Source organism: Micromonospora sp. NPDC050795 (assembly GCF_044456785.1).
Lineage (GTDB): Bacteria > Actinomycetota > Actinomycetes > Mycobacteriales > Micromonosporaceae > Micromonospora.
Window position 1 is genome coordinate 36,998 of the sequence record NZ_JBITGE010000021.1, and the last position, 19,934, is coordinate 56,931.

19 protein-coding genes are annotated in these 19,934 nt (G+C 71.0%); 12 read left to right on the forward strand and 7 right to left on the reverse strand.

The features are described from left to right. Nucleotides 1–19 precede the first annotated feature (19 nt). The 4 genes from ACIBEF_RS19465 to ACIBEF_RS19480 all read left to right on the forward strand — a co-directional run bounded on the left by ACIBEF_RS19465 (nucleotide 20) and on the right by ACIBEF_RS19480 (nucleotide 2,640). A complete protein-coding gene (locus ACIBEF_RS19465; RefSeq protein ID WP_396794629.1) occupies nucleotides 20–676 on the forward strand; it encodes a hypothetical protein in 657 nt (218 codons plus the stop codon). 10 nt (nucleotides 677–686) lie between these two features. Beyond that, nucleotides 687–1,496, forward strand: a complete 810-nt coding sequence (locus ACIBEF_RS19470) for an SDR family oxidoreductase (RefSeq protein WP_357225866.1) — start codon at nucleotides 687–689, stop codon at nucleotides 1,494–1,496. A gap of 169 nt (nucleotides 1,497–1,665) precedes the next feature. Next, complete coding sequence (pyrE, locus tag ACIBEF_RS19475) at nucleotides 1,666–2,205, forward strand: orotate phosphoribosyltransferase (protein ID WP_112586136.1); 540 nt, start codon at nucleotides 1,666–1,668, stop codon at nucleotides 2,203–2,205. A gap of 57 nt (nucleotides 2,206–2,262) precedes the next feature. Beyond that, nucleotides 2,263–2,640: a helix-turn-helix transcriptional regulator gene (locus ACIBEF_RS19480; RefSeq protein ID WP_030332125.1), complete on the forward strand. Its 378-nt coding sequence runs from the start codon at nucleotides 2,263–2,265 to the stop codon at nucleotides 2,638–2,640. Nucleotides 2,641–2,804: 164 nt separating this feature from the next. Here the strand turns inward: ACIBEF_RS19480 and ACIBEF_RS19485 are convergent, their stop codons facing one another. After that, nucleotides 2,805–3,626, reverse strand: a complete 822-nt coding sequence (locus tag ACIBEF_RS19485; protein WP_396794630.1) for a DedA family protein — start codon at nucleotides 3,624–3,626, stop codon at nucleotides 2,805–2,807. A 129-nt stretch (nucleotides 3,627–3,755) separates the two neighbouring features. Beyond that, complete coding sequence (locus tag ACIBEF_RS19490; RefSeq protein WP_396794631.1) at nucleotides 3,756–5,339, reverse strand: LPXTG cell wall anchor domain-containing protein; 1,584 nt, start codon at nucleotides 5,337–5,339, stop codon at nucleotides 3,756–3,758. Nucleotides 5,340–5,520: 181 nt separating this feature from the next. Here ACIBEF_RS19490 and ACIBEF_RS19495 point away from each other — a divergent pair, with 181 nt between their 5' ends. Beyond that, complete coding sequence (locus ACIBEF_RS19495; RefSeq protein WP_396794632.1) at nucleotides 5,521–6,000, forward strand: SigE family RNA polymerase sigma factor; 480 nt, start codon at nucleotides 5,521–5,523, stop codon at nucleotides 5,998–6,000. A gap of 2 nt (nucleotides 6,001–6,002) precedes the next feature. Then, nucleotides 6,003–7,067 (forward strand): LCP family protein, encoded by a 1,065-nt coding sequence (locus tag ACIBEF_RS19500; protein ID WP_396794634.1) that lies wholly within the window; start codon nucleotides 6,003–6,005, stop codon nucleotides 7,065–7,067. A 73-nt stretch (nucleotides 7,068–7,140) separates the two neighbouring features. Here ACIBEF_RS19500 and ACIBEF_RS19505 read toward each other — a convergent pair whose 3' ends face one another. Next, nucleotides 7,141–8,709, reverse strand: coding sequence for an LPXTG cell wall anchor domain-containing protein (locus tag ACIBEF_RS19505; protein ID WP_396794635.1), 1,569 nt, complete (start codon nucleotides 8,707–8,709; stop codon nucleotides 7,141–7,143). A gap of 145 nt (nucleotides 8,710–8,854) precedes the next feature. Beyond that, on the reverse strand, nucleotides 8,855–9,067 hold the full coding sequence (locus tag ACIBEF_RS19510; protein ID WP_396794636.1) for a hypothetical protein: 213 nt from the start codon (nucleotides 9,065–9,067) through the stop codon (nucleotides 8,855–8,857). 124 nt (nucleotides 9,068–9,191) lie between these two features. Here ACIBEF_RS19510 and ACIBEF_RS19515 point away from each other — a divergent pair, with 124 nt between their 5' ends. Further along, complete coding sequence (locus tag ACIBEF_RS19515) at nucleotides 9,192–9,575, forward strand: phage holin family protein (protein ID WP_030491363.1); 384 nt, start codon at nucleotides 9,192–9,194, stop codon at nucleotides 9,573–9,575. A 135-nt stretch (nucleotides 9,576–9,710) separates the two neighbouring features. Next, the gene (fbaA, locus tag ACIBEF_RS19520) at nucleotides 9,711–10,736 is read left to right on the forward strand and encodes a class II fructose-bisphosphate aldolase (RefSeq protein WP_355004685.1); all 1,026 of its coding nucleotides are present in this window, start codon (nucleotides 9,711–9,713) and stop codon (nucleotides 10,734–10,736) included. A gap of 59 nt (nucleotides 10,737–10,795) precedes the next feature. Here fbaA and ACIBEF_RS19525 read toward each other — a convergent pair whose 3' ends face one another. Next, nucleotides 10,796–11,989 carry an LOG family protein gene (locus ACIBEF_RS19525; protein WP_396794638.1) on the reverse strand — a complete coding sequence of 398 codons (1,194 nt, stop codon included), beginning with the start codon at nucleotides 11,987–11,989 and terminating at the stop codon, nucleotides 10,796–10,798. Nucleotides 11,990–12,238: 249 nt separating this feature from the next. Here ACIBEF_RS19525 and ACIBEF_RS19530 point away from each other — a divergent pair, with 249 nt between their 5' ends. Further along, nucleotides 12,239–12,667, forward strand: a complete 429-nt coding sequence (locus tag ACIBEF_RS19530) for a DUF3151 domain-containing protein (RefSeq protein WP_396794639.1) — start codon at nucleotides 12,239–12,241, stop codon at nucleotides 12,665–12,667. Between the two features lie 46 nt (nucleotides 12,668–12,713). On the opposite strand, the gene ACIBEF_RS19535 is transcribed toward ACIBEF_RS19530, so the two are convergent. Both ACIBEF_RS19535 and ACIBEF_RS19540 read right to left on the reverse strand, forming a co-directional pair. Then, complete coding sequence (locus tag ACIBEF_RS19535; RefSeq protein ID WP_396794640.1) at nucleotides 12,714–14,951, reverse strand: chromosome partitioning protein; 2,238 nt, start codon at nucleotides 14,949–14,951, stop codon at nucleotides 12,714–12,716. An 89-nt stretch (nucleotides 14,952–15,040) separates the two neighbouring features. After that, entirely contained in the window at nucleotides 15,041–16,075 is a 1,035-nt protein-coding gene (locus ACIBEF_RS19540; protein ID WP_396794641.1) for a diacylglycerol kinase family protein, read from the reverse strand. Between the two features lie 124 nt (nucleotides 16,076–16,199). On the opposite strand from ACIBEF_RS19540, the gene ACIBEF_RS19545 reads away from it, so the two are divergent. The 3 genes from ACIBEF_RS19545 (at nucleotide 16,200) to purD (ending at nucleotide 19,933) form a co-directional block, all read left to right on the forward strand. Further along, on the forward strand, nucleotides 16,200–17,489 hold the full coding sequence (locus ACIBEF_RS19545; RefSeq protein WP_396794644.1) for an adenylosuccinate synthase: 1,290 nt from the start codon (nucleotides 16,200–16,202) through the stop codon (nucleotides 17,487–17,489). A 174-nt stretch (nucleotides 17,490–17,663) separates the two neighbouring features. After that, entirely contained in the window at nucleotides 17,664–18,599 is a 936-nt protein-coding gene (locus ACIBEF_RS19550; RefSeq protein WP_396794645.1) for a type IV toxin-antitoxin system AbiEi family antitoxin domain-containing protein, read from the forward strand. Nucleotides 18,600–18,682: 83 nt separating this feature from the next. After that, the gene (gene purD, locus ACIBEF_RS19555) at nucleotides 18,683–19,933 is read left to right on the forward strand and encodes a phosphoribosylamine--glycine ligase (RefSeq protein ID WP_396794647.1); all 1,251 of its coding nucleotides are present in this window, start codon (nucleotides 18,683–18,685) and stop codon (nucleotides 19,931–19,933) included. Nucleotide 19,934 lies beyond the last annotated feature (1 nt).

The following is a 19,934-nucleotide window of genomic DNA, read 5'->3' on the forward strand; positions in this document are numbered from 1 at the left end:
CCTACCGGAGGGATTCGTCGTGTCGTACCCGGAATCGGCACCGGCCCGCCGGCCCGCCGCCGCCCTGTCGGCCGCGACGGTGCTGTTGGTGATGGCGGTCGCCGCGCTCGCGTACGCGGTGGTCTCCCTGGTGGTGCTGGGCGGGACGGTCGACGCGTTCCGCTCCGCCGCCCGCGACACCTCGGCGAGCCCGGAGCAGATCGACGGCGTGGTGGCTCTGCTCCGTGCGTCGGCCGTGCTGACGGCGGTGGTGGCGGTGCTGTCCGCGCTGCTGCTCGCCGGCCTGGCCCTCGGTCTGCTGGCAGGTCGCAACGGCGTCCGGGTGGCGACCTGGGTGGTCAGCGGGCTCGGCCTGTTCGCCGCCTGTTGCAGCGTGGTGGTGGTCGTCGGCGAACGGGCCGCGCCACTGCGAATGGGCTCCGGCGACCAGTCCCTCGCCGAGTTGCTGGGTCTGGTCGGCGACGCGTACCCGTCCTGGTGGATCCCGCTCAACGCCGGGCTTTCCGTCGCACAGGCGCTCGGTTACCTTGTAGTAGCTTCGCTGCTGGCGCTGCCGGCGGCGAACAGCTGGTTCGGCCGCCACCGCTCGACGGCGCCAACCGCACCGCCCGTGTTCCCGCCCGCCCCGCCCCAGCCCTCGTCGGCGCCGCATACGCCCCCGTACCCGCCCAGGTGAGGACCACTCCGTGACGCTCGACCCCACGACTGCCGAGCGCCGAGCTCTGATCACCGGGGCCACCGCCGGCATCGGCGCGGCGTTCACGCGACGCCTGGCCGCCGACGGCTGGCACCTGGTGCTCGTCGCCCGCGACGCGGCGCGGCTGACCGAGCTGGCCACCGAGCTGGGTTCCACGTCCGGACGCGAGGTGGAGACGATCTCCGCGGATCTGTCCACCGACGACGGCTGCGCCACCGTGGAGCAGCGGCTCGCCGACGGCAGCCCGGTGCACCTGCTGGTCAACAATGCGGGGATCAGCCTGAACAAACCGTTCCTGCGCTCCACGGCGGAGGACGAGGCGCGACTGTTGCGACTCAACGTGCACGCGGTCATGCGGTTGACCCTGGCGGCGCTTCGGCCGATGACTGAACGGCGAAATGGGGCAGTGATAAATGTCTCTTCGGTCGCCGGGTTCGGGACGGCCATGCCCGGGTCGACATACTCCGCCAGCAAGGCGTGGGTCACCAACTTCAGTGAGTCCGTCGGCCAGTCAGCGCGGCCGTTCGGCGTTCAGGTGATGGCCCTCTGCCCCGGCTACACCCGCACCGAATTCCATCAGCGGGCCGGCATCAACATGTCCAAGACGCCGGAGTGGCTGTGGCTGCGGGCCGAGGATGTGGTGGACGAAGCCCTGCGTGACCTGCGCAAAGGCAAGATGGTCAGCATCCCGGCGTGGAAGTACAAGGTGGTCGTGGCAGGTATGCGACACGCGCCGCGGCGGCTGCTCCAGGCGGTCGCGCGGGACACCCGCGGCCGGATCGGTCGCGACGAGCGCTGAGCCTCGACCGGCCCGCCGGCCCCGAGCGAGTGGTGGGACGGCGTTGGCACGCCGCTGTCGGGCCAGTTGCTGAGCGTAGTCGAACATCGCCAGTCATCGGTTCCCCTCGGGGCTGATCAGGGTGGACCCCGCATACGGCGTTCAGAGTTGCGCAGTAACCTCTATCGCCATGGGGGACCACGACGACCTGCGTAAATTCATTACCGACCTGGCTGTGGTCCACGGCCGGGTCGTGCTCTCGTCGGGGCGCGAGGCAGACTGGTACGTGGATCTGCGGCGCGTCACGCTCCATCACCGGGCCGCTCCTCTGGTCGGCCGGGTGTTGCTCGACCTCACCGCCGACTGGGAGTTCGACGCCGTTGGGGGCCTCACCCTGGGCGCGGATCCGGTCGCGCTCTCGATGCTGCACGCCGCCGCTCCGACCGGCCGGGCCCTGGACGCCTTTGTGGTGCGCAAGGCGGGCAAGGCCCACGGTCTTCAGCGGCGGATCGAGGGACCGGAGGTGGCTGGCCGCCGTGTGTTGGCGGTGGAGGACACGTCCACGACGGGCGGAAGTGTTTTGACAGCTGTCGAGGCACTTCGCGAGGCCGGGGCGGAAGTCGTGGGCGTGGTGGTTATTGTTGATCGAGGCGCCGGCGACGCGGTGCGAGCCGCCGGATTGCCGTACCGGGCGGCCTATACGTTGGCTGACCTCGGCCTTGTGGCGTAAAAGTCTGCCGATTCGGATCTGCTGATATGCAGGCGGATCGATGCTGCTGGTGGAAGGATGGAATACGTGGGAACTGCGTTGGCCGAAATGACTATGCCTCAGATCTCGCCGCTAAACGGCGAGCCGATCGAACGTGCCGATGCCGAGCGTCTGGCCGGGGTCCTCAAGGCCCTTGCTGATCCTGCTCGGTTGCGGCTGCTCAGCCTGATCCAGTCGGCCCCCGAGGGCGAGGCGTGCGTCTGTGACCTGACCGCGCCGCTCGGCCTCTCTCAGCCGACGGTCAGTCACCACCTGCGCATCCTCACCGAGGCTGGCTTGTTGCAGCGGGAGAAGCGCGGTGTCTGGGCGTACTACAGCCTGGTCCCGAGTGCGATCGCGACGATCGCCGACCTGCTGACCCCGCCGCGTAAGCGGGCCACCAAGAAGGCCCGCTGACGTAGGCACCATGCCGTCCCGAGCCGGGGCGGCGTCCGGTGGCGAGCCAGGGGTGGCGCCACCGGTGGTTGACACCTGCTCGGCCCCGGTCGCACCACCGGAGGCCGGGTGCGACATGCCGACGGCCGACCCCCTCACCAGGGGGCCGGCCGTCGTCGTACCGCTCAACGGTCCTGACCGTGCTCCGGGCGCTGACGGCCGTCCTGGTGCTGGTCGTGGTCGAACGCCTCGCGGGCCGCCTCCACGGCGCCGGCGGCGCTTGCCGCCGCGACCACCGCGACCGCCTCGCCGCGCTTACGAGCCCGCCGGTCGCGCAGGAACTCGAAGAAGATCGGCAGCACCGAGATCACGATGATCAGGGCCACCACCGGCAGGATGTAGTGGTCGATCTTGTCGCCGATGGCCTGGTAGATCTGCTCGGCCAGCAGGTAGCCGATCAGCAGGATGCCGTCCACCCAGAGCACCGCGCCGACGATGTTCCAGAGCAGGAACTTCTTGGCCGGCATGCCGAGCGCGCCCGCGACCGGGTTGAGGAACGTCCGGACGATCGGAATGAAGCGCGCCAGCACGACGGCCTTCGCCGGGCCGAACTTCTCGAAGTAGTACTCGGCCTTCTCCACGTACTCCTTCTTGAAGAGCCGGGAGTTCGGCCGCTCGAACATCGGCCGGCCGTACCGCGCGCCGAGCCAGTGCCCCAGCTGTGCCCCGACGATCGCGCAGATCGGCCCACCGATCAGCAGGCCGGCGAGGGAGAGGCGGGTGCCGTCACCGAAGATCGCGTCCGCCACCGGTGACGAGGCCACCCCGGCTAGGAACAGCAGCGAGTCACCCGGGAAGAAGAAGCCCACCAGCAGGCCGGTCTCGGCGAAGAGGATCACCCACACGCCGATCAGCCCGAAGGTCTGCAACAGATCCTTGGGATCGAGCGGGTTCAGGGCGACGCTCTCCACGAGAGCGCGGGTCTTCTCAGCTGTGTCCACGGCCACAAAGGGTACCGAAGCCCGGGGCCCCGGCCGCGCCGGACCGGCCCGTCACCACCCGCCCGCGCCGTGGGGCCCAACGACGGTGCCCCGCCGACCGTGGTGGTCGACGGGGCACCGGTGGTGCGGGATGGATCAGGCGACGAAGCGGGTCCGGCGGCGCTTGGCCACCAGGTAGCCGCCGACGCCCGCGGCGAGCAGCAGCGCGCCGAGGCCGGCGATCAGCCCGGTGGACTGACCGGTGATCGGCAGCGAGCCGCCGTCACCATCACCGTCACCGTCGCCACCGCCCGTGCCGCCGGCCACGTTGACCAGGATCTTGGCGACGTCGTTGGCCGGCTTCAGGTCCTCGGTGAAGCCGTCGCACTCGCACTTGGCGTTGATGGTGACGGAGCCCGCCGCGTTCTCGATCACCTTGTCGATCCGCAGGCCGATGTCGACCAACTGCTCCTCACCAACACCGATGAAGATGTCCGGGTAGCAGCGGTAGAGCTTTGCGCCCGGCTTGCCGGCGTTCTCCCAGTCCTGCTCGTCGCCGTTGAGCGGCGCGCAGAACTCGGGAACCTCGACTGCGGTGGTGCCCTCCGGAACAGCAATGTCGATCTTGGTGACCGGGGTGCCCGAGCGGCCGAAGTCCAGCGCGGCCGGGCCGTCGTTGCGGACTCCGACGGAGGCCGTGACCACGTCGCCGGCCTTGCCGGTCAGTTGGCCGCCGACCGCCACCAGGTCCGTGCCGTTCTTGCCGGTGACCTTGACGCTCATGCCGGACCAGTTGTTCATCGGGTCGGTGTCAGCCTGGAAGCCGCGCGCCCCCATCTTGGACGGGACCTCCGGAAGGCTCAGGACCGGACCGTTGCCGGGCTTCCCAACCGAGATGCCCCCGGCCTCGAGGTAGGCGTTGAAGTCCTCGAACTCGGCGATCGTCATCCAGTTGTAGTAGCCGTACTCGCTGCCCGGCGCGTAGGTGTCCTTGCCGAGCACGTAGGACAGCGAAACCGAGCGGGCCTTGCCGGCGGCGGTCACCTCGTCGAAGGCGCAGGTCCGCAAGTGACCGTCCTCGTAGGTGCAGTTGCTGTACTGCTTTTCGGGGCGGATCGCGTAGTCGAGGTCGAAGACCGCGACCGCTCCCTTGGCGGCGGTATTGCCAGCGTTGCTGAGTGTCAGCGGAGCGCTGAACGTGCCGCCAGGAGCGGACGAGATGTTGGTTTCCTCGCCCGGGGCGGCCAGGTCGACGCCCTCGCCGATCCGCAGCTTGGCGGTGTGGCTGGCCGGAGCGAGACCCTCGGCGCTGACCGTGACCTTGAGGTTGCCGGTGTCGCCGTCGGCAGCCTTCGCGGCCGGCGTCAGGGCCACCTCGAAGAGGCCGCCGAAGGCCCACTCCTCGAGACCGATCTCGAAGGGGTCGGTGCAGGTCAGAACACCGGCCTCCGGCGACTTGCAGTCGAAGCTCGATGATTCGGGCTTGACCTGGACGACACCGCTCAGGTCCCGGTAGTCGTAGGTGACAGTGAGACCTTCGACCACCACCGGCTCGGAGGCGAACAGGAGGGGGGAGTCGATCTTGCCTTCGGACCCCGCAGCAATTGTGGTGTCGCTGAAGTAGACGCCCAGTTCGATGGGCGCCTCCGGGGCGGCGACGGCCGGGCTGGCGGCGGCGGCGACGAACGCGCCTGCTACGCCCAGTCCGGCGAGCCAACGCCGGGTGGAGTGGGTGAGCATGAGGGGGGTTCCTCCAGTTGGGGGATCAGGTGGAGCCTGCGGATCTTAAGGAATCGCTAAGGCTGACTGCAGCCCCCAAAGCCGCTCGCTGAGCAAGACGAACCAAAAGGTTGATGAGAGTCACCGCAATGTTCGGTCGGTCCGCTTCCGTCAAGGGAGGCAGGAGCCCCCGGGAGGTGCAGTGACGTACGAGGAGTTCGCGGACACGCGGCTGGCCCCGCTACTGCGGTACGCGGTGATGCTGACCGGCGAACCACACCAGGCCCAGGATCTGGTCCAGGAGACCATGGTCCGGGTCCAGCTCAACTGGCGTCGGGTCGCCCGGGCCGACTCGCCCGAGCGTTACGTACGCCGGATGCTCACCAATCAGTACGTCGACTGGCGGCGCGGCTCGTGGGTGCGCCGGGTGCTGCTGCGCGGGGATCCCGACGCATCGGTGCCGGTGCCCACCGACCACGCCCAGTCCGCCGTGGACCGGGACCAGGTCTGGTCCTGGCTGTCCCGGCTGCCGCGTCGGCAGCGGGCTGCTCTGGTGCTGCGCTACTACGAGGACCTGCCCGACGTCGAGATCGCCGACATCCTCGGCTGTGCCGTCGGGACCGTCCGCTCGTCCATCTCCCGGGCCCTGGCCACGCTCCGGGCCGAGTACGTGGAGGCGTGAACATGCTCGAGGATGACCTGCGTGCCGCGTTCGCCCGGCACGAGACGTTGACCCCGTCGACCGGCCCGCTGCGGGTCGCGATCGATCGGCTCGCCGCTGTCCGCCGTCGCCGCCGGCAGCGGTTCCAGGCCGCTGGCGTCACGCTCGCCCTGCTCGCCGCGCTCGGAGTCGGGGTGCCGCAACTGCGCCCCGATCGGCCGGCGGAGGGCCCGCCGTCGTCGTCCGGTCAGCCGGCTGGGGCGCGGTCCGGGGCGCTGAACGTCCTGTTGCTCGGGGTGGACGGCTTCGGCGAGCAACCGCCGTACCGGTTGGCGGACTCCGTCCTGCTGGTGCACATCCCGGCCGACCGGAGCCGGCCGTACCTCATCTCGTTGCCGCGCGACCTGGAGGTCGCGATTCCCGGCCGGGGGATCGACAAGCTCAACAGCGCGTTCTACAGCGGTGCCGGGGAGCCCCGGCCCGACTTGGCTGCCGGCTACGACCTGACCCGCCGGGTGGTCGCCGACCTGACCGGGGTACGCGTCGACGCCGGCGCGGTGCTGACCTTCGCCGGTCTGCGCCGGATCACCGAGGCGGTCGACGGGGTGGAGGTGTGTCTGCCGAAGGAGGTGCGGTCCTGGCACACCAGCCGGACCTTCCCCGCCGGCTGTCAGCTGCTCGACGGGGCTGCCACCGTTGACCTGCTGCGGCAACGGCGGTATCTGCCCGACGGCACGTTGGACCGGGACCGCAACGCCCAGCGCTACCTGGCCGGGCTGGTCCGGCGGGCGGTCGCCCAGGACGTGCTGACCAATCCGGTACGGCTCACCGCGCTGCTGTCGGCCGCCGGCACGGGTCTGGCGGTCGACGACGACGGCCTGCCGCTGACCAGGCTGGTGGCGGTGCTGCCCGAGCTGAAGAGCGTCGACCCGGTGGGGCTCAGCCTGCCGGTCGGTCCCCCGGCAGGCAACGCTTCGCGGCTGCCGCTGAACCCGAAGCAGGGCCCGGAGTTCCTCGCCGCGCTGCGCGAGGATCGGTTGGCGCAGTGGGTGGCGCAGCACCCGGAGCAGGTCAATCCCGTCCGGTGACGGACGAGGGCATCACGACGACGCCCCGTCGGCCCGGTACGGGTCGGCGGGGCGTCGGTCGGGTCGGGGTGGGTCAGGCGGTGAAGCGGCCGCCGTGGCGTCGGGCGAGCAGGTGGCAGCCCGCACCGGTGACGAGCAGCAGGGCGCCGATGCCGGCGATCACTGTGGTGGGGGTGCCGGTGATGGGCAGCGAACCGCCGCCACCGCCGCCGCCATCGCCATAACCGTCATCGTGGCCACCGCCGCTCTGGGCCGCGTTGACCACTATGGTCGCCTTGTCGTTGGCCGGTTTGATGTCGTCCTGGAAGCTGTCGCCCGGTGCGCACTCGCACGGTGCGTTGACCCGCACCGCACCCCGGGCGTTGGCGATGACCTTGTCGATGCGTAACCGGAACTTCATGGTGTAGGTCTGCCCCGCCACCAGCAGCATCTCCGAGGCGCACTGGTACGTGCGAGTGCCCGGCCGCAACTGACAGGTGTCGGGGATCTCGACGGCGGTGGTGCCCGGTGGCAACTCGACGACGGTGTGGGTGGCGGCCTCGTAGTCCGCGTTCGTTCGGTCGAGCGTCGCCGGGCCGTTGTTCCGGAAGCCGACGGTCGCCGTGACGACGGTGCCAGCCGTGCCCTTGAGCGTGGCGCCGATCGCCGCGAGGTCGGTGCCGTTCGTGCCGGTGGCCTTGATGGTCCACCCGGTGTAGTCGTTACCGGGGCCGACGTCGGTCTGGGCGGCCTGCCGCATCCTGCCGGGCGCCTCGGTCAGAGTCAGTTTCGGACCGCTGCCGGGGGTGGCCGTCCGGGCGCCGACGGCTGCCCGTACCCGGGTCAGGTCCTCGAAGTCGGCAACGGTCATGAATTGGGCGTAGCCGGACTGGTTGGTCGGCGCGTAGGTGTCAGTGGCGAGTTCGAGGTTCAGCGTGGCGACGAGCCTGGTGCCCACCGGAATGTCCTCGTCGAACTGGCAGGAGACCAGGTGGTCGTCGGCGTAGCGGCAGTTGCTGAACCGGTCCTTGGCGCGGATCGAGTAGCTGAAATCGAAGACCGCGACGAATCCGCTGACGGCCTTGTCGCCGGCGTTCGCCACGACCAGCGGCACGGTCAGCTTTCCACCCGGCTTCGAGGAGAATTCGGTGAACGGCCCGCCGGCCAGGTCGACCCCCTCGCCGACCCGTACGCGGGAGGTGTAGCTGCCGCGCCGGCCGCCGGCGGCCTCGTAGCTGACCGCGACGTCCCCGGAGTCACCGAGCTGCGCACCCTCGGTGAGGGCAATGCGAACCTGCTTTGCCGCGTTGCGGTAGATCCCGCTGCCCAGCGGCGGCATCTCGTAGAGGGCGACATCGGCGGGCTCCGTGCAGACGAGAACGCCCGGCTCCGGCGCGGTGCACTTCTGGCCTTCGGCGGGGGTCACGGTGATCTCGGAGGCCAGGGAGCGATAGTCGTACCGCACGGAGACGTCCTTGAGGACCGTCGGCTCGTCGGCGTACAGGAACAGGGCCCGGGTGGTCGGCGTCGCGCCGACGGCCAGGGTGGTGTCCTGGAAGTAGGGCTCGATTGTGGCCGCAGCGACGGCGGGGGTGGCGGAGGTGGCGACCAGCGCGCCAGCCGCGCCGAGCCCGGTCAGCCAGCGGAGCGAGTGCTTGAGCATGGGGTCCTCCCGTGGGGGTACAGGTGGCGCTCGTCCAACCTAGGGACGCCCGGACCCTCCGGTAACCCCTACCGGATCGATATTTGTCTAATGACCCGAACGGCTGAACACCCCTGTCGCAACGGGCAGCCGACCCGCGGCGGAATCAGCGGTAGTCGTCCTCGTCCCCGGTGACCACCCGGGCCTGCTCCATCGCGTCCCAGTCGTCGACCTCCAGGCCGCGGTGCGGCTCACCGTCAAACTCGGTGGGGCCGGCGACAGTGGCCTGCTCGACCGCGTCCGCCGGGTCCGCCTCGGGGTCGCGTTCGTCGGGCGCGAGGTGGTCGCCGGGGGTGAAGTCCTCGTCGGGCTGACCCATCGTCCCTCCCGGGGGTCTCGGGGCACGGTTCCCACCCACCGTACGGGCTGGGCCGGCGCGCCGCCCGGAAGCCGAGTAGGCGGAATCAGCCCTCGGTGACGCGCCCCGGTGCCAGGATGGTGCCGTGGGCTTCCTCATCAGACTGGCGATCACCGCGGTCGCGCTGTGGATCACCACGCTGATAGTGCCCGGCGTCGACGTGCATGGTCGCTCAGGTGGCAACACCGTCCTCACCCTGATCGTGGTGGCTCTGATCTTCGGCGTGATCAACGCGGTGCTCAAGCCGGTGATCCGGGTCGTCGGGTGTGTGTTCTACCTGCTGACCCTGGGCCTGTTCGCGCTGGTGGTCAACGCGTTGCTGTTCCTGCTCACCGACCGGATCGCCCGCGGGCTCGACCTGCCGTTCCAGGTGGACGGATTCTGGCCGGCGTTCTGGGGAGCCATCGTGATGACGGTGGTGACCTGGTTGATCAGCGTCATCGTGCCGGACAACCTGGACCGCCGGTGAACGACCAGCACCGGGTCGGTTGTTCCGGCGCACCTCACCTACGGGATACTTCCGGGCGGAGGACAGCGCGGTCCGGCGCACAAATGAAGAACAGCGGCCAGCACGGCCGAGAGTGGTAAGTAAGGAGCACATCACATGCCCATCGCTTCCCCCGAGGCTTACGCGGAGATGCTGGACCGCGCCAAGGCTGGCCGGTTCGCGTACCCCGCGATCAACGTGACCTCCTCCCAGACGCTGAACGCGGCGCTCAAGGGCTTCGCCGACGCGGAGAGCGACGGCATCATCCAGGTCTCCACCGGTGGCGCCGAATACCTCTCCGGTCCCTCGATCAAGGACATGGTCACCGGCGCGGTGGCGTTCGCCGCGTACGCGCACGAGGTCGCCAAGAAGTACTCGGTGAACATCGCCCTGCACACCGACCACTGCCCGAAGGACAAGCTGGACGGGTTCGTGCGTCCGCTGATGGGCATCTCGCAGGAGCGGGTGAAGCGCGGCGAGGAGCCGCTGTACCAGTCGCACATGTGGGACGGCTCGGCAGTGCCGGTTGCGGAGAACCTCGAGATCGCCGCGCAGCTGCTCGACGAGGCCGCCAAGGCCAAGATCGTCCTTGAGATCGAGGTCGGTGTCGTCGGTGGCGAGGAGGACGGCGTCGAGAACGCCATCAACGACAAGCTCTACACCACCACCGATGACGGCCTGGCCATGGTCGAGGCCCTCGGCCTTGGCGAGAAGGGCCGCTACATGGCGGCGCTGACCTTCGGCAACGTGCACGGCGTCTACAAGCCGGGCAACGTCAAGCTGCGTCCGGAGATCCTCAAGCAGATCCAGGACGCCGTCGGCGCCAAGTACGGCAAGGACAAGCCGCTCAGCCTGGTCTTCCACGGCGGCTCGGGCTCCCTGCTGAGCGAGATCCGCGAGGCTCTGGACTACGGCGTGGTGAAGATGAACATCGACACCGACACCCAGTACGCCTTCACCCGCCCCGTCGTGGACCACATGCTCCGCAACTACGACGGCGTGCTGAAGATCGACGGCGAGGTCGGCAACAAGAAGCAGTACGACCCGCGCGCCTGGGGCAAGGCCGCCGAGGCCGGCCTGGCCGCCCGGGTCGTCGAGGCCTGCGAGCACCTGCGCTCGACCGGCACCACGATGACCAAGTAACGACGTCCCGCCCGACGGCCGGCTCCCCGCACTGGGAGTCGGCCGTCGTCGTCAGGTCGTCAGGTCGTCAGCAGGCGTACGGCCTCGCGAACGTCGTCGGTGAGGTGGATCGTCGACGACAGGTCACCGAACGGGGACGCCGCCAGCAGCGGACGCAACAGCGCCTCCACCGGCAACTCCCCGGTCCAGTAGGCGCGGTCCAGGAAGATGTACGCCCCGCTGGCGCCGTCGGTGCCGTAGTAGGTCTTGGTGGCCGCCTGGAACACCTCCTGCACCGTGCCCGCCCGCCCCGGCGCGAAGACGATGCCGCCCCGGGCGAGGCGCAGGATGGTGTCCTCCCGGATCGCGTTCGAGAAGTACTTCGCGATCCGCCCGGCGAACAGGTTCGCCGGCTCGTGCCCGTACAGCCAGGTCGGAATGGCCAGACCACCCGCACGCGCCCAGCCCAGCTCGTCGCCACGTGGCCGGGGCACCCCCGCGTACCGCTGCCGGACCGTCAGCGCCGTGGCCGTGTACCGGTGGTGGTCGGTGAAGTCGGGGGCGGTGGCCAGCAGGTCGATCGCGGCCGTCACATCGGTCTGCGGCCGGTCCGCCAGGTAGGCGCCGAGGTTCGCGGCCTCCATCACACCCGGGCCGCCGCCGGTCACCACCAGTCGGTCGGCCTGCGCCAGCTCCCAACCCAGCACGGCCGCCATCCGGTACGCGGGACTGCCGCGCCGCACCGCGTGCCCACCCATGATGCCCACCACCGACTGCGGCCCGAACGCATTCAGCCAGACCCGGGTGGCGTCGGCCAGCGCGTTGTCCACGCCGTGATCGTGCAGCCGTTGACCCAGCGCCTCCTTGACGTCCGGCAACGCGCCGCCGTGCGCCCGGTAGTGGTCGTACACCCGGGTGTCGTACATCCCGGTGAACCCGCCCTCGGCGAACCCGGCGGCCAGGTCGTCCGGGGTGTAGAGGTGCGTCGGCTGGCTCGGGTACGGCAACCCGGAGAACGGCGGCACCACGTTCGCGCCGCGCCGGACCAGGTCGGCACCCACGTCCCGGGACGCGAACCGGCAACCGACGAAGAGGGTGCCGGCGACGTCGACGCCGGTCAGGTCGGGCACCGGCGCGAGGTCGAGCCGCAGGCCCTGCACGGTCAGCCCGGCCAGCCGACCGGTGGCCAGCTGCTGGTCGAACTCGGCCCGGGTCTGGATCTCACCGGCATGCAGGTGCGGCTCAATGACGTCCGCGGGAGGTGGGGTCGGCACCGGGCCATCCTGCCCCTCCGTCGGGGCTGGTCAAACCTCGGGCCGGGGGTGGAACCGACAGGAGCCCGATGGTCGTGGCCACCGGGCTCCTGCATTACCGGTTCCTGGGGAGGCTCCGGACCATTATTTGTAGTGGAAAACACCAGGCGGCGGCATAGGCCGCAGGCGTGACCAACTCCTCAGCCGTTCAGCGGGACACGTCGGCCGACCCGCTCGCGTGTCGCCCTGTCCAGCGGGTTGAATGGGGCGATGCAGAACCTTTTGCCAGAGCCACCGGCCACCCGCCTGCCCGCGAACGACGAGGCCGACGCCGCCCTGGCCGCCGCCGACGAGGCCGGCACCGACGAGGCGTACGCCAACGTGGCGGCCGGCTTCCCGACCTACAGCGCGGCCTGGGCGGAGCTCGCGGCGCGGGCGTTCGCACAGGGCCAGGTGGTGACGGCGTACGCGTACGCCCGCACCGGTTATCACCGGGGCCTCGACCAGCTGCGCCGTAGTGGTTGGAAGGGGCACGGCCCGGTGCCGTGGTCACACGAGCCCAACCAGGGCTTCCTCCGCTGCCTCTACGTGCTGTCCCGTGCCGCCGACGAGATCGGCGAGGCCGACGAGGCGGCCCGCTGTGCCCAGTTCCTGCGCGACTGCGACCCGGAAGCGGCGGACGCGCTGGCGAGCAACTGACCCCTGCCCCGGCGGCCGGCCCGAGACCGGGCCGGCCGTCGGCGGGTCACAGCCCTTCGGCGACCGCGGCGGCGATCTTCAGCCAGGCGTCCCGGGTGGCCGAGGAGAGCCCGCCGTACCGGATCGGCTCGCCGCTGTCGATGAGCCGCTCGTACGGGGCCAGCAGAACCGCCCGGGTGCGGGCCGCGAAGTGCTCCTGGATGGCCGGCAGGTCGATCTCCTTGCGGGACGGTGGCATCGACACCACGGTCACGGCCTGGCGGACCAGCCGTTGCCGGCCGCTCTGCTCCAGGTGGTCGAGCATCCGGGCGGCGGTCTCGGCGGAGTCGTTACGGGCCGACATGGTGACCATCAACTGGTCGGTGGCGTCCATCGACGCCTGCCAGTTCTGCGCCCGGACGTTGTTCCCGGTGTCCACGAAGATCAACTTGTAGAACCGGCTGACCACCTCCCGGATCTCGGCGAACGCCGCAGCCGTCAACATCTCGCCACCGGTGGCCGACTCGTCCGAGGCCAGGACGTCGAACATCCCCTCGCCCTGCGAGCGGACGTACTGCGACAGGTCCCCGACCCGCCCGTGCGCACCCTGGAACTGCCCGAGGTCACGCAGCATGTCCCGCACCGTGCGGGAGTGGAAGTCCTGTTGGGCGCGCATCCCGAGCGTGCCCTGGGTCTCGTTGTTGTCCCAGGCCAGCACGTAGCCGCCGCGCTTCTGACCGAACGTCATCGCGAGCAGCAGGATGGCCACCGTCTTGCCGGCGCCGCCCTTCGGGTTGACGACTGTCACCTGCCGCAGACCGCCGAAGTTGCGGCGCACCATCTCGATGTCCCGCTTGAGCTCCTGCTCGTGCCGCCCCGGAGAGAGTCGGAGCAGGCCCATCTTGTTGACCACCGCGCGTACACCCATGGTCGCCACCGGATCGGCGGGTCGAACCTGGCGGCGTCGGGCGAAATCCTCGGCGGTCGGTGCGGCCGTGGTGTCCGGTGTCCAGCTCGCGTCCGGGTACGCCGCCGCGTCCGGGTACGCGGGGGCCGGAACCCGGGTCACCCCGTCGGCCTCCTGGTACGGCTGCCCGGGCGTGCCGCCGGGCGAGCCCTGCTGCCAGGGCGGTGGGTGCCAGCCCGGCGAGGGCGGGAACGGCCCGGGCGGCGGGGTCGCCGGCCCGGCCTGCCCGGGAGCGTGCTGCGGTGCGGCAAGGCCGTGCGGTGGGTTGCTGAACTGCGTCACGTCGGGCGGCGGCGGAATCTGCGCCGGGCCGACCTGACCGGGGATGAACGGCTGCCCGGGGTGTGCCTGCGCGGGACCGGCGTACGGAACGACCGAAGGCGGAGGCGGGATCGGAGGTGTCGCGCCAGCCTCGTCCGGAGCGGGCGCGGTCGTTCCGGACGGTCGTTGCGGCGGGTACGCCCACGGCGACTCGGCGATCGGCCGCGCCGGCCCGTCAGGGGACCCGTCCGCACCGGCCCCGCCGACCGTCGGGCTGTCGGTGGCGTTCGGGCTGGCAGCGGACGCGGTGGCCGCCGGAATGGGCGAGTCGGTGGCGGCGGTCGAGGTGGAGCGGTCGGCGGGTGCCGATGCGGCGGGGCGGTCGGCGGCGGTCGGGTTGTCCAGGGTGAACGGCAGGTTCAGGTCGACGCCGCCCGGGGTGACCGGCGCGGCGGTCGGGCCCCGGTCGCCGGGCATCACCCGTGCCGCGTCGGGCGCGGCACTGCCCGCGTCGCCCCCGGCGGGACGGCCGTCGCGCGGCGCGGCGGTGGTGCTCGGTGTCGCGGCGGCAGCCGGGACGCCGGGGCCGGCTGGCCCGCCGTTGCTCCCCGGGCCGGTTGGCCCGCCGTTGCCCCCGGGGCCGGTCGACGACGGCGTCGGCCGGGCCGCGGTCGCCGGCGGAGCGGCCGGCGGTGACGAAGCGGCCGGGTCGGTCGGCGGCGGCCAACTCGGCTGCGCCGGCGCCCAACCAGACCCGACACCGGACGGGCCGCTGGCCCTCCACCTCCCAGGTGCCGGGACGGCGCCGGTGAGCGACGGGTAGTCCGACGGCGAGGGCGGCGACTGGGCCGCAGCGCCGGGCTGGCCGGGAACCGGCGGTCGCCCGATCGGCGGCGCGGCCACCGGTGGCGTGACCGGATGTGTGACCGGCGACGGCCCACCCCGCTGCTCGGCGACCGCAGCCCACGGCGGCACCGCGCCCCGGTCGCCCGGATCTGGCGGCCAGAGTGGTTCGACGTCCCGCTCCGGCACCGGCTGCTGGCCGGGCACCTGCGCCCGGTCGGCGTTCTCGTCCATTACGGCCCTCCCCAGTCCTCCTGCGAGGATAGGCCCAATCGCCCAACAGGGCCGATCGGCGCAGGCAGGTCGGCCGGTCGCGGTCGAGGTCAGATCGACCAGACCGCCCAGGCGCCCGGCTCGACCCACCAGGAACGCTTACGGGTCAGCTCGCTCTCGACACCATCGTCGAGGTACGGCACCCTGCCCTCCCTGGGCAGCACCGACACCGCCCGCCCACGGGCCCGCCGCACTTCGAGGCGTACCCGCTTGCGCCCCCACGCCGAGCGGACGACCACCGGCACGGCCACCGCGACCTCGACCTGGCCGTCGGCCGGGTCCGGCGCGGTCAGCAGCGTCACGTCGTTGAGCGTCGCGTACCCGCCGGCGTTCCCCACCGCGCAGGCCAGCAGCGGTTCCGTACCGTCGGTGAGGATGGTGTCGTCGACCTCCACCCGGGCGCGCCAGTGCAGCGGCCGGCCGGTGTCGTCGGCCGCGCCGAGGAGCGCGCCGTCCAGGGTCACCGAGCCACCGTCGTTGCGGAGCAGGTCCAACCGGCGCGGCGTGCCGTCCAGCACCGCAGCGGCCACCGCCGCCGGGTCACGGGGCAGCCCAAGCTGCGCGGCCAGGTCCCGGTGGGTGCCGCCACGGGCCGGGTCGAGCGGGAGTACGGCCACCGGCGGCAGGTCGGGCAGGGTCCGGTTGCCGGGCAGATCCGCGGGGCGCTTGCTCGGCGCCGGGGCGTACCGCTTGACCAGCCGGCGCAGCACGGCGCGCAACTGCCCGTCGCTCGCCGTGGCGATGACCAGCCGGGTCTTGCTGTCCGGGTCCGGCCAGGTGAGGCCGTCCGGGCGGGCTGGGCCGTCGAACCGGGCCAGCACCGCGTCGATCTCGGCGTCGGAGCGGGCGGTGACCGTCTCCACCCGGGCGCCCCGGGCGTTCAGCGTGTCGGCGCACGCCAGCACCGGCACCCGTGGCCGCTCCGTCGCGCACTGCCCGGTGTCGGTCTCGCCGCTGCCGGCCTGGTCGGTGTTCGGCTGGCCGGTGTCGGCCCCGGTCGCGCCGCCGCAGCAGGCCCCGCCGCTGCCACAGCCCCCGGGAGCGTCCCGCTCCGAGCCAAGGGTGAGCAGCACCACGTCGTACACGGAAGGAGCCTCCTGCCTCTCGACGCGACCCCTGCCGGCCACGCCGTCACTACTTGTTAACCTGACACCCCGGGCTCGCCGAGCGGTCGCCACCTGGCACCCGAGCCTTCTGGAGGCGGAAAAGATGCCAGCGATCGTGCTCATCGGCGCTCAGTGGGGCGACGAGGGCAAGGGCAAGGTTACCGACCTGCTGGGTGAGCGGGTCGACTACGTCGTGCGCTACTCCGGCGGCAACAACGCCGGGCACACGGTGATCACCCCGGACGGCCAGAAGTACGCGCTGCACCTGATGCCGTCCGGCGCGCTCTCACCGAACGCGATGATCGTCATCGGCAACGGTGTGGTGGTCGACCCGAAGGTGCTGCTCGCCGAGATCGACGGCTTGGCGGAGCGCGGCGTCGACGTGTCCCGCCTGCGGATCTCCGGTGACGCTCACCTGATCATGCCGCACCACCGGGCGCTGGACCGGGTGATCGAGCGCTACCTCGGCTCGTCCCGGATCGGCACCACCGGCCGCGGCATCGGCCCGGCGTACGGCGACAAGGTCGCCCGGATCGGCATCCGCCTTCAGGATCTGCTCGACCCGGGCATCCTGCGCAAGAAGCTGGAACTCGCGCTGCGCGAGAAAAACCAGATCCTGTTCAAGGTCTACAACCGCAAGGCGATCGACGTCGACGCGACGGTCGAGGAGTACCTGGCGTACGCGGAGCGGCTCAAGCCGTACATCGCGGAGACCCGGGCGATGCTCTGGGACGCCCTGGACCGGGGCGAGACGGTGCTGCTGGAAGGCGCCCAGGCCACCATGCTCGACATGGACCACGGCACCTACCCCTTCGTGACCTCGTCCAACCCGACCGCCGGTGGCGCCTGCGTGGGCGCGGGCATCCCGCCGACCGCGATCAACAAGGTCATCGCGGTGAGCAAGGCGTACACCACCCGGGTGGGTGCCGGGCCGTTCCCGACCGAGCTGTTCGACGCCAACGGCGACCACCTGCGCAAGATCGGTGCTGAGTACGGCACCACCACCGGGCGGGAGCGCCGGTGCGGCTGGTTCGACGCGGTTGTCGCCCGGTACGCCTGCCGCCTCAACGGCGTCACCGACCTGGTCATCACCAAGCTGGACGTGCTGACCGGCCTGCCCAAGGTGCCGATCTGCGTCGGCTACGAGATCAACGGCGTCCGGGTCGACGACATGCCGATGAGCCAGACGGACTTCCACCACGCAAAGCCCGTCTTCGAGGAACTCGATGGCTGGTGGGAGGACATCACCAAGGCCCGCAGCATCGACGACCTCCCGGAGAACGCCCGCCGCTACATCGCGAGGGTCGAAGAACTCTGCAACACGAGGGTGAGCGTCGTAGGCGTAGGCCCAGGCCGAGAAGAAAACGTAGTCCTCCACCCCCTCCTCCCCTAACCCCCCCCCGGCGCACCGCACCCTCCCCTTCGCGTTGATCATGAAGTTATTGCCATCGCCGTCGGCGCGTCGAGGCAATAACTTCATGATCAACCAGTTCTGAGAGCCTCGTTATCCACAGGGGTGGAGGGGTTGTCCACAGGGGGATGTTTCGGGTTCGGCCAGGGTGGTCGGGTGGATGCCTTGGATGTGGTGCGGCAGGTTGCGGCCGTGCGGGACGGAGTTGTAACGCTCAGGCAGGCGCGTGCGGCTGGCCTGACGACGCATGAGGTGCAGCGGCTTTGTCGGGCTGGACGCTGGCGGGTCGTGGCGCGTGGTGCCTACCTGGTGGACGCTGACCGGTACGACGGCGTTCCCCGAGCGGCGCGGATCAGGGCTGCGGTGGCCTCCTTCGGGCCAGCCGCAGCCGCTGTGCTCGCAACGGCTGCGGAGCTGCACGGGTTGGCCGGTCTGCGGGCCACCGACGTGATCGACCTGTCGGTGCCAGGCCCGATCGCCAGGCCGGCCCGGCTTGCCCACCCGGAGGTGGTGGTCCATCAGTTGGTCATTCAGCCCGACCAACTTGTCCGGGTGAATGGAATCACCACTACAGAACCGCTGCGCACCCTTGCCGACGTGAGCCTTCGGGTTGATCGTCTTTCGGCGGTGAGTGTGCTGGATTCGGCACTGAATCAGCGGCTCGTAACCACCGATGATCTGCTCGCCATTCCGCGCCTCGTTCGAGGACGACGCGGTGCGGTCGTGGCGCGTGGCTACCTCAGCGAGGTCGATGGGCGTGCGCAGTCCCCGTTGGAGACCCGGACCCGGCTGCGCTGCGTGGACGGGAGAGTGCCACCGGACGCACTGCAACTTGAGGTACGCGATGAGGACGGCTACCTGTTGGGGATCGGGGATCTCGGCTGGCGTGGCCCTCGCGTCATCGCCGAGGCCGACGGCCGCGGCCCTCACGGTGCCCCTGAGGCCGCCTACGCCGACCGCCGTCGCCAGAACCGCCTCGTCAACGCCGGCTGGACCGTCCTCCGATTCACCTGGCAGGACACCCTCCACCCCGCCTACATCCCCCACACGGTCCGCCAGGCAATCGCCGCTGCCCGACACCGTCGATCATGAAGTTGTTGCCACGACACGCCGCGGCGGAGGGCGATAACTTCATGATCAACGGTGGGGTAAGGGGGGACAGTAGGATCTCGGGCGTGCGGGTTCTTCTGGTGGGTGGTGGCGGGCGCGAGCATGCGCTTGCGCTCGGGTTGGTGGCGGATTCGGCGGTTTCTGCGGTTGTCGCGGCGCCGGGTAATCCGGGGATCGCGAGCGTGGCTGAGCTGCGGGCCGTCAACGCCACAGATCCGGCCGCGGTGGCGGCGTTGGCCGTGGAGGTGGCGGCTGACCTGGTGGTGGTCGGGCCCGAGGCTCCACTGGTCGCCGGGGTCGCCGACGCGGTACGCGCCAAGGGCATCGCCGTGTTCGGTCCGTCCGGTGCGGCCGCGCAGCTGGAGGGCTCCAAGGCGTTCGCCAAGGACGTCATGACCGCCGCTGGCGTGCCGACCGCCCGCGCGTACGTCTGCGCGGACGAGGAGAGCACCGCCCGGGCGCTGGACGAGTTCGGCGCGCCGTACGTGGTGAAGGACGACGGGCTGGCCGCCGGCAAGGGCGTGGTGGTGACCGACGACCGGGCTGCCGCGTTGGCGCACGCCAACGAGTGCGGACGTGTCGTGGTCGAGGAGTTCCTCGACGGCCCGGAGGTCAGCCTCTTCGTGGTCACCGACGGCGAGGCGGCGCTGCCGTTGGTGCCGGCACAGGACTTCAAGCGGCTCGGCGACGGCGACACCGGGCCGAACACCGGTGGCATGGGGGCGTACGCGCCGTTGGCCTGGGCACCGTCCGGCCTGGTCGACGACGTGATGCGCGATGTGGTCCACCCGACGCTCGCGGAGATGCGTCGCCGGGGCACCCCGTTCGCCGGCCTGCTCTACGTGGGGCTCGCGATCACCGCCGCCGGTCCTCGGGTGATCGAGTTCAATGCGCGCTTCGGCGACCCGGAGACCCAGGTGGTGCTCGCGCTGCTGGAGACCCCGCTGGGCGGGCTGCTGCACGCGGCGGCCACCGGCTCGTTGGCCGAGCACCCGCCGCTGCAGTGGCGGGACGGCAGCGCCGTGACAGTGGTGCTCGCCTCGGCGGGTTATCCGGCCGCGCCGCGCACCGGCGACGTGATCACCGGTGCGGACCGTCCGGGCATCATCCACGCGGGCACCGCCCGCCGGGCCGGCGACGGCGCGTTGCTCTCCGCCGGCGGCCGGGTTCTTTGCGGTACGGCCACCGGCGCCGATCTGGCAGCCGCGCGGGACGCCGCGTATGCGCTGGTGGACGGGGTGGAGTTGGCCGGCTCGCAGCACCGCACCGACATCGCCTCCGCCGCGATCGAGGACCGGATCACAATTCCCGGCTGAA

What these genes read in the sequence shown, in the direction of transcription:
- pyrE (WP_112586136.1), top strand. Translation starts at nt 1,666, where the DNA reads ATGGGGGACCACGACGACCTGCGTAAATTCATTACCGACCTGGCTGTG.
- ACIBEF_RS19480 (WP_030332125.1), top strand. Translation starts at nt 2,263, where the DNA reads ATGGAATACGTGGGAACTGCGTTGGCCGAAATGACTATGCCTCAGATC.
- ACIBEF_RS19490 (WP_396794631.1), bottom strand. Translation starts at nt 5,339, where the DNA reads ATGCTCACCCACTCCACCCGGCGTTGGCTCGCCGGACTGGGCGTAGCA.
- ACIBEF_RS19500 (WP_396794634.1), top strand. Translation starts at nt 6,003, where the DNA reads ATGCTCGAGGATGACCTGCGTGCCGCGTTCGCCCGGCACGAGACGTTG.
- ACIBEF_RS19505 (WP_396794635.1), bottom strand. Translation starts at nt 8,709, where the DNA reads ATGCTCAAGCACTCGCTCCGCTGGCTGACCGGGCTCGGCGCGGCTGGC.
- ACIBEF_RS19510 (WP_396794636.1), bottom strand. Translation starts at nt 9,067, where the DNA reads ATGGGTCAGCCCGACGAGGACTTCACCCCCGGCGACCACCTCGCGCCC.
- fbaA (WP_355004685.1), top strand. Translation starts at nt 9,711, where the DNA reads ATGCCCATCGCTTCCCCCGAGGCTTACGCGGAGATGCTGGACCGCGCC.
- ACIBEF_RS19530 (WP_396794639.1), top strand. Translation starts at nt 12,239, where the DNA reads ATGCAGAACCTTTTGCCAGAGCCACCGGCCACCCGCCTGCCCGCGAAC.
- ACIBEF_RS19535 (WP_396794640.1), bottom strand. Translation starts at nt 14,951, where the DNA reads ATGGACGAGAACGCCGACCGGGCGCAGGTGCCCGGCCAGCAGCCGGTG.
- ACIBEF_RS19545 (WP_396794644.1), top strand. Translation starts at nt 16,200, where the DNA reads ATGCCAGCGATCGTGCTCATCGGCGCTCAGTGGGGCGACGAGGGCAAG.